Below are 12,803 nucleotides of genomic sequence, written 5' to 3' on the forward strand. Positions count from 1 at the left end.
TCCGCCCTGATGGGGCCGCTCCCGTCGGGTGCCTTCGTACTCAGCGTGCCGACTTCCCGGTCTTGAGTGCAGCCAGGGCCGCGAAGGGGGACTCGTCCAGCCGTGCCGGCTTCGGCGTCGCCTTGGAGCGGTCCCGTCTGGTCTTGGGCGCCTTCGCCGCGCGCTTGCCGCCCTTCGGCGGGCGACTATGAAAACTGCGGCTGGCGTCCGAATCCACGGTCCAATAGCCGAGTACCGGCAGAACCACGGCTAGGTCCTGGGGATTTCCGCCCACCAGTCTGGTCAAGTCCGTGTCAGACGCGAAGGGGCCGGCGCGCCCGCGTTTCAGGGCCGCATAGGCCAGGCGTTCCAGGGCATCGACCCGCAGAGCCAGTCGCCCGGCCGCGTTTTCGAACAGCCGGTAGCCTAGCGCGCGCAGATCGGCCTCGTCCAGCTCTTCCGCCGGCGCGAAGGCGACCGGATCGCCTGTGGGGCAGGACAGTCGCCGGCCTTGCCTGCGCAAACCTTGAAGAAGAGCGCAGATCTCTCGCCGGCGCGGCTGCAGCAAGGCCGGCAGAAAGATCGACTGGGCCCCGAGCCGGACGCCCAGCTCGGTGAGGGCCTTGCGGTCGGCCTTGCTGAGCGCCGCAAGTTGCGTCGTCACCGCCGTGCGAGGGAGGCAGCCGAGGTCTTCCGCCAGTTGATAGGCCAGGCCGCGCGCGGCGCCGGCGAGCGGCGCTTCCTCCAGTGCTAGAAGCGGCTTCAGCCGGTTGCGCAGGTGCCGTCCGAGCCAGCTGGTCAGGCGCTGCCTCAGTCGCTCGCGGGCTGGTCCGTCCAGAAATTCGCTGCGTTCGACCTCGACTTTCGGGCGGAGGACAGACACGTCCGGCGTGAGCCGGGCAAGCGACGCCTCGCGCCAGAGCAGACGGCCTTCCGCCGTGAGGCGGAAACTGCCGTCGTCGTCCTCTTCGATGCGGCGAATCCGCAGCGGAATCTCTTCGGTCAAGGCACGACGGGTCGCTGCGAGCAGCGCCTGGCGATCCTGTTTCTCGGCACTGGCATCCAGGCGAAAGCGAAAGCCCTCGAGTTGCCCGACGTGTTCGCCCTCGACCACCACTTCGCCGTTCGTCTTGACGGCGCTGAGCAGCTTCTCGCCGCTGCCCAGTCGTTTGACCAGTACGGCTGTCCGCTTGTCGACGAAGCGTTGGGTCAGGCGCTCGTGCAAGGCGTCCGACAGCCTGTCCTCGATCCGCCGTGTCCGCTCCTGCCAGTGAGCGGCATCGTCCAGCCAGTCGGCACGGTGTGTGACGAAGGTCCAGGTGCGGATATGAGCGATCCGGGCGACCAGTGCGTCGATATCGCCCTCCGGCCGGTCCAGCTTGTCGATCTGGCCGGCTACAAAGTCGTCTGGCAGCCTACGATCGCCGTCCAGCAGGTGGCGATAGATCTGGTCCAACAGGCGGACGTGGGAATCCGTCAGCGTCTTCCGGAAGTCGGGAATCTGGCAGACGTCCCAGAGCAGCTGAACCCGGTCCCTGCGGTCGGCCAGGGCCGCCGGTCCGCCCTCTCGGCTCAGTGCAGCCAGGGCCTGCTGGTCCTCCGCGTTGCGCACGCGGATCAGTTCCGGCTTCGGCGGATGGCGGTCGAGCGAACGAAGGAGGGCCTTGGGACTTGCGAAGTCGAGGTCGCTGTTCCGCCAGGTGAGGGCCGTCAGGGGGTCGAAATCATGACTCTCGACGGCCTCGACCAGCTCGGCCTCCATCCCACCCAACTCCATGGTGGTCCCGAAGGTTCCATCGGCCATGTGACGGCCCGCGCGGCCAGCAATCTGCGCGACTTCTTGCGGTGTCAGCCGGCGCGACTGTCGGCCGTCGAATTTGCGCAGACGCGCGAAGCAGACATGGTCGAGTCCCAGATTCAGGCCCATGCCGATGGCGTCGGTGGCCACCAGGTAGTCGACCTCTCCAGCCTCGAACAAGCCGACCTGGGCGTTGCGGGTACGGGGGCTCAGCGCGCCCAGCACCACTGCCGTTCCGCCGCGCTGGCGGCGCATCAGCTCCGCCGTGGCGTAGACCTCCGCCGCGGAAAAGGCGACCACGGCGGAGCGCGGGGGCAGGCGGGTGATCTTCTTCGCGCCTGCATAGCTCAAGGTCGACATACGCGGGCGCGAAACGATCTCCGCTTCCGGCACCAGCTTGCGAATCAAGGGGCGGATCGTCTCCGCGCCCAGAAACATGGTTTCGTCCTGGCCGCGTGCTCGCAGAAGCCGTTCGGTGAAGACATGCCCCCGTTCCGGGTCGGCCGCAAGTTGGATTTCGTCCACGGCCAGAAACGCGGTTTCGCGGCCGAGCGGCATCGACTCCACCGTGCAGATGAAGTAGCGCGCGCCGCTCGGGAGGATCTTTTCCTCACCGGTGATCAGCGCGACCTGACCGGCCCCCTTGAGGCGAACGACCCGATCATAGGTCTCGCGTGCCAGCAGGCGCAGCGGGAAGCCCATGATTCCGCTGCCGTAGCCGAGCATTCGCTCGACGGCCAAATGGGTCTTGCCGGTATTGGTTGGGCCGAGCACGGCTGTGATGCGGCGGTCGCGCATGATGCCTTGGAAGATTGCTTTCTCGAAGAGAGCTTGCAAGTGGTGGGGATTTTCCGGCGACGGCGGCGAAGGAGTCCTCAGCCCCAAACACCGATCCTATTCTAGCTGCCCTCGACCAGAGGAACGAAGGCGACTGGCAGGACCGCTCGTCTGGACACCACGCCGTAGGCATCCTTTTCGATCAGGCAGAGCTTCTGTGCCGGCTGACCGAGCAAGCTGCCCAGCGATCCGCCTTCGGCAACCGGGCAGACCAGCGCACCGCCGGGCGACAGCTGTTCGATCAGCGCCGGCGGTATGCGCTGCGCCGCCGCAGCGGTCACGAGGATGCCGTCGAACGGGGCGGCCTCGGGCCATCCCTGCGTACCGTCGCCGTGGCGCAGATGGACTTGCGCATAGTCGAGGTCACGTAACCGCGTGCAGGTGCCCTTGTAGAGCGCCGAGATCGACTCGACCGACCAGACGTCGCACCCCAGTTCGGTCAGAACGGCTGCCTGGTAACCGCAACCGGTGCCGACCTCCAGGATGCGCTTTCCCGCTGCCGCCCCGCAGAGGTCGCTCATCAAAGCGACGATGAAAGGCTGGCTGATCGTCTGGGCGCATCCGATCGGCAGGGGCCGGTTTCGGTAGGCTTCGCCGACGTCCTGCGGCGCCAGGAACTTCTCGCGCGGAACCCGCCCCATCGCCTCAAGGACTTCAGGCCGAAGCTGCGGTCGACCGGTCCAGCCGGCGGTCTCCACCGTTTCCTGTGCGATCTTTTCGAGCATCGCCGCGCGCGCCTCGGCGAAACGGTCGCCGGTCTCGGCCTCATGCCGCATCGTGCAGTTCTCCTGCCTTACGTTAGCCCCGCGCAGTCTCGAACTGGCTTTCTTCCGACCCCGACCGACCCCGAAACAACCCGGTGACGTCGTTTTACAGACGGTCTTGCAGGCCGCAGCCTGTCCACACATATCAACGGCCGATCGTTGTCCGGCCCGGCCGACGTCTGATCCTGGCGCCTGATCCTGGTGGTCATCGGCGATCCGCGTGCTCGCTTCCACGCCAGGGTTGCTGCGACCGAAGCCCGACACAAGCAATAAAAGCAATCCGTTGGAGGATCGAAGGTCCTATGCCCGATACCGCGAGCCAGTCCGACAAGCCCGGGAAAGACGCCGAGCCGCCCAAGAAGAACGCGACGAAGAAGGCCAGGACCGAGGCCAAGACCAACGCCTCCGAACCGCTCGCGTTCCAGGCGGAGGTCAGCCGCCTGCTGGATATCGTTGCCAACGCGCTCTATTCGAACCGCGATATCTTTCTGCGCGAACTCATTTCCAACGGGGCGGATGCCTGCGACCGGCTGCGCTACCTGGCGCTGACGCAACCCGAACTGCTGGGGGGCGACACCGAGCTGGCCGTCGAGCTTCGGCCCGATGTGGCCGCCAAGCGGCTAGAGATCGTCGACAGCGGTGTGGGGATGACGCGCGACGAACTGGTCGAAAACCTCGGTACCATCGCGCATTCGGGGTCCGCTAAGTTTCTCAGTCAACTCGGGGACAAGAAGACGGAAGTCGATCTGATCGGGCAGTTCGGTGTGGGCTTCTATTCGGCCTTCATGGTGGCCGACAAGGTCGAGGTCTTCTCCAGGCGCGCCGGCGAACAGCATGGTTGGCGCTGGGAGAGTGACGGGCGCAGCGGTTTCACCGTCGAGGAAAGCGCCGAGGCGCCCGAGCGCGGAACCCGCATTCTCCTTCACCTGAAGGACGACGCGACGGACTATGCCGAGCCGCTGCGGTTACGCCATATCGTCAAGACCTACAGCGACCACATCTCGGTTCCGGTCAAGCTTGCCGTCACGGACGGAGACGACGCGGGCGGCGAACCGGAGACCCTGAACGCCGCCGGCGCACTCTGGGCGCGGCCGAAAAGCGAGATTACCGAAGAGCAGTATCAGCAGTTCTACCACGATACGGCCCATGCCTTCGATCAACCCTGGCAGACGCTCCACTTCAAGGCCGAGGGCATGATCGAGTACAGCGGTCTGCTCTTCATTCCCACGACACGGCCGCTCGACCTCTTCGACCCTAGCCGGCGGGGCGGCGTCAAACTCTACGTCAAGCGCGTCTTCATCACGGACGACTGTACGGAGGTGGTTCCGACGTGGCTGCGCTTCCTGCGCGGGGTGGTGGATTCGGAGGATCTGCCGCTGAACGTCAGCCGGGAGCTTCTGCAGAACAACCCGGTGCTGTCGAAAATCCGCCAAGGTCTGACGAAGCGTGTGCTGTCCGAGCTGGAAAAGAAGGCCGAGAAGGAGCCTGAGGCTTACGTCACCTTCTGGGAGGCCTTTGGCCCGGTGCTGAAGGAGGGTCTCTACGAGGACAGCGGTCATGACGAAACGCTTTTGAAGCTGGCCCGTTTCAAATCTACCGCGCCCGATCTCGGCGAACCCGGCTGGACCACCCTGGCCGACTACCTCGCCCGCATGCCGGAGGGTCAGGAGGCGATTTACATCTTGGCAGGAGACGACCTGGAACAGCTCGCCCGCAGCCCGCAGCTCGAAGGCTTTCGCGCCAAGGGCATCGAGGTGCTGCTGCTCACCGACCCGATCGACGAATTCTGGACCGTTCGGGTCAGCAGTTACCAGGATAAGCCCTTCCGTTCGGTGACCCGGGCCGGCGGCGAGCTCGACAAGGTCGGCGGCGAGGAGACGGTCGAGGAAGATGGCGAGGAGGAGAACGGCGGTCTGGAGGCCCTGCTGGCCCTGCTGCGGCTTTCGCTGCAGGGCAAGGTGAAGGACGTGCGCGCCTCCAAGCGTTTGACCGACAGCCCGGTCTGTCTGGTCGCCGACGAGGGAGACATCGACCTGCATCTGGCCCGGTTGCTCAAGCAGCACCAGCGCCTGGACGATACGCCGACGCGGATCCTGGAACTGAACCCGAAGCACCCCTTGGTGACCGCTCTCTCGGAAACCGCGAAGGCCGGCGCGTCGGGCGCCGGCGACAGCATCGAGGAGGTCGGGCTGCTGCTGCTCGATCAGGCTCGGATTCTGGAGGGAGAACCGCCGCTGGATCCGGCCGCCTTCTCGAAGCGTCTGGCCGGTTTGGTCGCCAAGGGTCTCGGGTAGAGCGCGCTAACGCCGGGCTTCCTGCTGCCGAACCGGCTGATCCAGGTAGTGGCGGATCAACGCTTTGGCATCGTCCGCGGCCCAGTCGTAGGCGCCCTGCATGGCGCCGACGACCTGGCCGTTGCGGTCGATCAGATAGCTGCTCGGCAGACCGCGCACGTCCAGGTCGCGGGCCAGCTCGCCCTTGGGGTCAAGATAAACGGCGAGGTCGTCGAGACGCAGATCGACGAAGAAGGGTTCGATCTGGCTGAGCCCACCTCGGTCCACGGAGATGGCGACGACCTGCAGCCCTTCCTCGGCGAGGTCGGCCTGTAGCTGGTCGAGTGACGGCATCTCGTGGATGCAGGGTGCGCACCAGGTCGCCCAGAAGTTCACGAGAAGCACGTCACCGGAGAGATCCTCCAGCGCGATGCTCTGTTCGACGCCGTCGCGCACCAGGGTGAAACTGCGCTGCGGAGCCTCGACGGGCGGCAGCAGAGTGACCCAGAGATCTTGAAGAGCCGGGCTTAGCGGTGGCTGATCGGCCTGAAGCGTGCCGACCGGCGCCGCCACCATCAGGGTGGCCAGAGCGGCGGCCGGCATGGCCGACTTGCCCAGGAAAGCCTTTCCAAGTCGCAGGATCATTCGGTACAGGTCTCCCATGAGTAACACGCGCGACAACAGCAACTCTTCGAGGGCGAATGGCGGGTCGGACGACCCTTCGTCCTCACTTGGCGCCAATACCATGTGGGGCGGGCGCTTCGCGGTGGGGCCCGACGAGGCGATGGAGCGGATCAACGCCTCCATCGACTTCGACCGGCGTTTCTACCGGGAGGATGTCGCCGCCTCCCAGGCCCATGCCGCGATGCTGGTGGCCCAAGGTATCGTCTCGAGCGAAGATGGCGCTGCGATCCGCCGGGGTCTAGAGCAGGTTCTTCAAGAGATCGAGAGCGGTGACTTCGTTTTCTCCGCCGCGCTTGAGGACATTCACATGAATGTCGAAGCGCGATTGGCCGAACTGATTGGCCCGGCCGCGGGCAGGCTGCACACGGCGCGCAGCCGGAACGACCAGGTGGCGACGGACTTCCGGCTGTGGCTGCGCGGTGCGCTGGATGCACTGGACGACCAGCTTCGCGACCTGCAGGCCGCCTTGATCGATCAGGCCGAAGCCGAGGCCGAGACCGTGATGCCCGGATATACGCACCTGCAGGCGGCCCAGCCGGTCACCTTCGGCCACCACATGCTGGCCTACGTGGAGATGCTCGGCCGCGACCGGGGACGCCTGGCGGATTGCCGCGCGCGCGTGAACGAAAGCCCTTTGGGTGCCGCGGCTCTGGCCGGCACGTCCTTTCCGATCGATCGGCAGGCGACGGCGGCGGCGCTGAGCTTCGACCGGCCCCTTGCGAACTCGCTCGATGCTGTTTCGGCGCGCGACTTCGCTATCGAATTTCTGGCCGCTGGTTCCATTCTCGCCGTCCATCTGTCGCGCCTGGCCGAGGAACTGGTGCTCTGGTGTTCCCAGGGCTTCGCCTTCGTGACCCTGTCGGATGCCTTCACGACCGGTAGCTCGATCATGCCGCAGAAGAAGAACCCCGATGCCGCGGAACTGGTGCGTGGCAAGGCGGGGCGGGTGGTCGGCGCCCTGACCACGCTGCTTGTGGTAATGAAGGGCCTGCCGATGACCTACGGCAAGGATATGCAGGAGGACAAGGAGCCGGTCTTCGAGGCGGTCGACACGCTGAGCCTCTGCCTCCTGGCCATGACCGGTATGCTGCGGGATCTAAAGGCCGATCGCGCGGCCATGGCTGCGGCCTGCAGCAGCGGGTTCCTGACCGCGACGGATCTGGCCGACTGGCTGGTGCGTGCCCTTGGCCTGCCCTTCCGCGAGGCGCATCATGTGACGGGCCGCCTGGTCAAGATGGCTGAGGAGAAGAGGTGCGATCTGGCCGAACTGTCCCTGGCGGAGATGCAGACGGCGGAGGGCCGTATCACGTCTGATGTCTTCTCCGTTCTGACGGTGGAACGAGCGGTGGCCAGCCGCAGCTCTTTCGGCGGGACCGCGCCGGAGCGTGTGCGCGAGGCGGCCCTCCTGGCTCGGGAGCGTTTCTTATGATCCAGTCTTTAGTTCGGCGAGGCCCGCTGCCTCGCAGACTGTGCGCGCTTCTGTTCGGCGCCCTGCTCTTGGCCGGTTGCGGTGTCAAGAACCCGCCAGAGGTTCCTCAGGATGCTGGGCCTGAGTGGGTCTTGCCTTACTCGTTGCTTCACGGCGGCGGCTATCGGGACGGCGAAAATGAGGTCATGGTCGACACGCCTCCCCCGGCCTACTTCCCGGGGGCAGAAGAAGGGGCTCAGCCAGGTGGCGGTGTCCTGACCTTTCCCATGCCCAATCAGTAGGACTTCTCAAGCGGTGTCCAGCGCCTTTCTCTATCGCGACGGCGGCCTCTCGGCCGGACCGGTTCCGCTCGCCGAGGTCGCGGCGGCGGTTGGCACGCCGGCTTTCGTCTATTCGGCGGACGCGATTCTCGCGCGCTATCGCGCCATGACCGGTGCGTTAGCCGCCGAGGGTCTGGATGCCACGGTCTGCTATGCGGTGAAGGCCAATCCACATCTGGCCGTGGTGCGCACCCTGGCGTGCGAGGGCGCCGGTGCGGATGTGGTCAGCGAAGGCGAGTTGCTGCGCGCTCGGACCGCCGGCGTTCCGGGCGAGCGGATCGTTTTCGCCGGCGTCGGCAAGACCGAAGCGGAAATGGCGGCCGGTCTCGAGGCCGGTATTCTGCAGTTCAACGTGGAGTCCGAAGTGGAACTCCAGACGCTGGACCGCGTCGCGCGCGACAAGGGAGTCCGGGCGCCTGTCTCTCTGCGCATCAATCCGGACGTCGATGCGCGCACCCACGCCAAGATCACGACCGGTACGGCGGAGAACAAGTTCGGGATCGACCATGCGCAGGCTGGAGCGATCGCCCGCCAGGCCGCCGATTTGCCGGGGATCGACCTGACCGGTCTGGCGGTGCACATCGGTTCCCAGCTTGTCGATCTGGCCCCCTATGCGCTGGCCTTCGAGAAGGTGGCGCAGCTCTTCGGCGAGTTGCGCGGTGGCGGGCTGCCTTTGCGCCGGCTCGATCTCGGTGGCGGGATCGGGATCTCCTATCGTGACGAGCAGCCCCCGGCGGTGGCCGACTATGCCCGGGTTGCTGCCAAGGCCGTCGGTCATCTTGGCGTTCCTGTGATCTTCGAGCCCGGCCGTTGGATGGTGGGCGATGCCGGCCTGCTGTTGACCCGTGTGATTTTTGTGAAGCGGGGCGTGAAAAAGAGTTTCGTAATCGTCGATGCCGCGATGAACGACCTGATCAGGCCGACGCTCTACGACGCCTGGCATGACATCCTGCCGGTCGCCAAGCCGGCCCCGGATGCGCCCGCTCAGGCGGTCGATATCGTCGGTCCTATCTGCGAAAGCGGCGACCTCTTTGCGACCGACCGCGCCCTGCCGCCGGTCGAGCCGGGCGATCTGCTCGCGATTTGTTCAGCAGGAGCCTATGGCGCGACCATGGCTTCGACCTATAATTCACGGCTACCGGCGCCGGAGGTTCTGGTCGCGGGCGCCGACTGGGCGGTGATCAAGGCCCGCCCGGATCACGCCACATTGCTAAGGCAGGAATCCCTGCCGGCATGGTTGGCGCCCGAGGCCGACCTGGGTGCCGAAGCTGAGGTCGACCGACAAAGCGACCGGCAGGAGTCGATGCACGCGGGGTCGCGGGCGGCTTCCTGAGGCACCGGGGCGCAAGCCCGGACACGGACCCCGCGCGAGTGGATGGAGCGGCGGGTGGTGCAAAACGATCTCCCAGACGACTCGTCCCGGCCGCTGCGGCGGCCGCCGCCAGGTCTGTCATGGCGCCTGAGGCTGTCGGAGCTGGCGCTATTGGTGGAAAGCGTCTGGCCGCCGCTTTGGCCCGCTTTCGGTATTCTCGGGGTCTTTTTTGTCCTCGCCCTCTTCGGCCTGCTCCCGGCGCTGCCCGGCTGGCTCCACGCTCTGGCTCTGCTCGGTTTCATCGCCGCTCTGATCTGGTCTCTGCGGCGTGCCCTGCGGCAGATGCGACTGCCGGAGGAGGGGGCGGCACTACGCCGGCTGGAGCGTGACAGCGGTTTGGAGCATCGGCCGCTGTCGGGTCTGGACGACGATCTGGCGACGGACGACGACCCGGAAGCGCGAGCTTTGTGGGAAGCCCATCGCCGCCGCTTGGCTGCCCAGATCGCGCGTCTGCGCCTGGCCGCGCCGCGCGCCAGTTGGGCCAGGGTCGACGGCTATGGTCTTCGGGCTGCGCTCGGTCTGCTGCTGGTAATCGGCTTTTTCGCCGCCGGAGGCGATTGGGCCGACCGGCTCGGCGATGCCGCCTTGCCCCGCTTCGCGGCGGCCGAGCCGCCGGTCCCTGCGTCCTACGACGTCTGGATCGACCCGCCGGGCTACACGGGTGTGCCGCCGCGTCTGCTCAATACGGCTCGTGATCAGATCGACGGCGTCGTGCTGCCGACGGGTTCGACGATCCTGGCCCAGGTGCAGGGCGGTGTCGGCGATCCGCGCCTGCGGGTCGATGGCGAGGGGCATGCCTTCGAGCGGGTGGGCGAGACCTCCTGGAAAGCGGAGCTCACGCTCGATCGGGGACGGACGCTGACTCTCGAGCAGGACGATCTGCCTCTGATGCAGTGGCCGCTGCAGGTCACACCCGACGCACCGCCGGTGGTCGAATACACGGCGCCACCGAGCGCTACCCAACGGGGCGCGCTCTCGCTGGCCTACCTGGCCGGCGACGATTACGGCTTGAGGGACATGAAGGCGGTCATTCGCCGGCTGGATGCGCCGGATGCCGATCCGCTGGAGCTGGAGCTGATCCTGCCGACCGTTGCGCCGCTGAACGCCGAAGGCACGAGCTTTCACGACCTCTCCCCGCACCCCTGGGCCGGGATCGAGGTCACCATCACATTGGTGGCAAGCGATGCCATCGATCAGATCGGCACTACGGAGGCGTTTCGGACAGTTCTGCCGCAACGCATCTTCAATCATCCGGTTGCCCGCGAACTGGTGGAGCTCCGCCGGCAGCTTACGCTTGCGCCCGATGCCAAGGCGCCGGTGATTGCGCGGCTCGGCGAGATCACGGAGCAGCCGGCCCACTTCTTCTTCGACGCTGTTGTCGGTCTGGCGATCAGTCTGGCCGAGCGCCGCTTGATGTACGACCGCAGCGACGATGCCGTCGCCTCGGTCCAGGATCTCCTCTGGGATACCGCGCTGCGCCTGGAAGACGGAGAACTGTCCCTCGCCGAGCGTGATCTGCGCGAGCTGCAGCGCCAGCTTCAAGAAGCGCTCGCTGAAGGGGCGCCCGACGAGGAGATTGAACGGCTGACCGAGGCGCTTCAGGAGGCACTGGACCGCTTCCTTGAGGCCTTGGCCGAACAGGCCCTCGACCAGCTGCGCAACGCCGACGGCGAGATCGAGGCGGACGAGTTGCCGCCGGATGCCCAGATCCTGCGCCGCGAGGACTTCCAGCAGATGCTGGAGCAGATGCGTGAGATGGCCCAATCCGGCGCTCGCGAGCAGGCCCAGCAGATGTTGGAAGATCTTCAGCAGATGCTGGAGAACCTTCAGGCGAATCCCTTCCAGCAGCGCATGAATCCGGAAGCCATGCAGGCGCAGCGCATGATGGAGGATCTGGAAACGCTTGCGCGGCGGCAGCAGGAGCTGCTCGACCGCAGTTTCCAGCGATCCCAGCAGGGAGAGCGCGAGCAGCGCGCGCCGATGGGCGAGGAAGGGGACGGCCAGGGCCGCGAGAACCAGAACAGCTCCAATGCCGGAGATGCCCGCTCGCAGGAGGCGCTGCGCCGGGCGCTTGGCGAGGTGATGCGCCAGTTCGGCGAGATGATGGGCAACATCCCCCAGCCTCTGGGCCAAGCCGAACAAGCCATGCGCGCGGCGCGAGAGGCGTTGCAGAACGGCTCGCCGGGCGAGGCGATCGGACCGCAGGGTCAGGCCGTCGATCAGCTCCAACAAGGCATGGAGACGATGCTGGAACAGCTCGCGCAGCAGCTCGGCGGCGGTCGTGGGCAGGACGGCACGCAGACCGGAATCGACCCGGGCCAGACTCGGGATCCGCTGGGTCGTGGGCAAGGCGAAGCCGGACAGATGAATCGCGAGAACGTCGCGATTCCGGACGAGATGGAACTGCAGCGTGCCCGCGAGATCCTGCAGGAATTGCGTCGACGCTCCGGCGAGAACTTCCGCCCGCCCCACGAACTGGACTACATCGAGCGGCTGCTGGAGCAGTTCTAGACCATGGCATCTTGTCCCGCATGGAAACGCAGCGGGGAATTAATATAGAGAATTACGCCTATTGATTGTGCGTGACCTCTCGCGATGGCTCTGCTATCACAGCTGTCATGATGGATAGCGACGCACGCGCGAAGCTCTATGTCGGGATCGATACCCCCGATCTCGCGAGAGCTCAGATGCTGGCCGAGTCCTTGCGCGGACGGGTCGGTGGCTTGAAGTTCGGCAAGGAGTTCTTCACGGCCCAGGGTCCCGACGGAATCCGCGCCGTGGCCGGCGGTGAACCGCTGTTTCTCGACTTCAAGTTCCACGACATCCCCAACACCGTGGCCGGAGCCGTGCGTGCCGCTTGCCATCTGCGTCCGGCGATTCTCAACGTCCATGCCGGCGGCGGCCGGGCCATGATGACGGCTGCGGCGGAGGCGGCGCGGGAGGCCTCAGAAGATCTCGGACATCAAAGGCCCTGGCTGATCGGGGTTACGGTGCTCACGAGTCTGGACGACGCCGACTTGGCGGAGGTCGGTCAAGCGGGACCCGCCAGCGCACAGGTGCTGCGGTTGGCGCAGTTGGCGCAGGACTGCGGTCTGGATGGCGTGGTCTGTAGTCCGCAGGAGATTTCGGCTCTGCGCAGGGCCTGCGGCTCGGACTTCAAGCTGGTGGTGCCGGGCATTCGCCCTTCCTGGTCCGCCGTCGGCGATCAGAAGCGCGTCATGATACCGGCGGAGGCTCTGGCGGCTGGTGCCGATGTTCTGGTCATCGGGCGGCCGATCACCGGCACTCCCAATCCTGCTGACGCCGTCGAACGCATCGTCTCGGACTTGGCTGGCTGAGGCGAAGAA

The 12,803-nt window shown here is 66.2% G+C and carries 9 protein-coding genes; 6 read left to right on the forward strand and 3 right to left on the reverse strand.

All coding sequences use genetic code 11. The features are described from left to right. Positions 1–40: 40 nt before the first annotated feature. Entirely contained in the window at positions 41–2,575 is a 2,535-nt protein-coding gene (locus ACO054_RS18705) for a helicase-related protein (protein ID WP_421708100.1), read from the reverse strand. 101 nt (positions 2,576–2,676) lie between these two features. Then, positions 2,677–3,390 (reverse strand): protein-L-isoaspartate(D-aspartate) O-methyltransferase, encoded by a 714-nt coding sequence (locus ACO054_RS18710; RefSeq protein ID WP_421708101.1) that lies wholly within the window; start codon positions 3,388–3,390, stop codon positions 2,677–2,679. A gap of 290 nt (positions 3,391–3,680) precedes the next feature. Here ACO054_RS18710 and htpG point away from each other — a divergent pair, with 290 nt between their 5' ends. Next, positions 3,681–5,672: a molecular chaperone HtpG gene (gene htpG / locus ACO054_RS18715; protein WP_421708102.1), complete on the forward strand. Its 1,992-nt coding sequence runs from the start codon at positions 3,681–3,683 to the stop codon at positions 5,670–5,672. Positions 5,673–5,678: 6 nt separating this feature from the next. On the opposite strand, the gene ACO054_RS18720 is transcribed toward htpG, so the two are convergent. Further along, entirely contained in the window at positions 5,679–6,296 is a 618-nt protein-coding gene (locus ACO054_RS18720) for a TlpA disulfide reductase family protein (RefSeq protein ID WP_421708103.1), read from the reverse strand. A gap of 100 nt (positions 6,297–6,396) precedes the next feature. Here ACO054_RS18720 and argH point away from each other — a divergent pair, with 100 nt between their 5' ends. The 5 genes from argH (at position 6,397) to pyrF (ending at position 12,794) form a co-directional block, all read left to right on the forward strand. Continuing rightward, a complete protein-coding gene (argH, locus tag ACO054_RS18725) occupies positions 6,397–7,764 on the forward strand; it encodes an argininosuccinate lyase (protein WP_421710387.1) in 1,368 nt (455 codons plus the stop codon). Then, positions 7,761–8,045 carry a hypothetical protein gene (locus tag ACO054_RS18730; RefSeq protein ID WP_421708104.1) on the forward strand — a complete coding sequence of 95 codons (285 nt, stop codon included), beginning with the start codon at positions 7,761–7,763 and terminating at the stop codon, positions 8,043–8,045. The genes argH and ACO054_RS18730 overlap by 4 nt, the downstream gene beginning before the upstream one ends. A gap of 13 nt (positions 8,046–8,058) precedes the next feature. Next, positions 8,059–9,417: a diaminopimelate decarboxylase gene (lysA, locus tag ACO054_RS18735; protein ID WP_421708105.1), complete on the forward strand. Its 1,359-nt coding sequence runs from the start codon at positions 8,059–8,061 to the stop codon at positions 9,415–9,417. A gap of 57 nt (positions 9,418–9,474) precedes the next feature. After that, positions 9,475–11,967, forward strand: a complete 2,493-nt coding sequence (locus tag ACO054_RS18740; protein ID WP_421708106.1) for a TIGR02302 family protein — start codon at positions 9,475–9,477, stop codon at positions 11,965–11,967. A 107-nt stretch (positions 11,968–12,074) separates the two neighbouring features. Beyond that, a complete protein-coding gene (gene pyrF / locus ACO054_RS18745) occupies positions 12,075–12,794 on the forward strand; it encodes an orotidine-5'-phosphate decarboxylase (RefSeq protein WP_421708107.1) in 720 nt (239 codons plus the stop codon). Positions 12,795–12,803 lie beyond the last annotated feature (9 nt).

Origin of the sequence: Algihabitans sp. (assembly GCF_965226985.1) — a bacterium.
In the GTDB taxonomy this organism is placed as follows: Bacteria; Pseudomonadota; Alphaproteobacteria; order Kiloniellales; family DSM-21159; genus Algihabitans.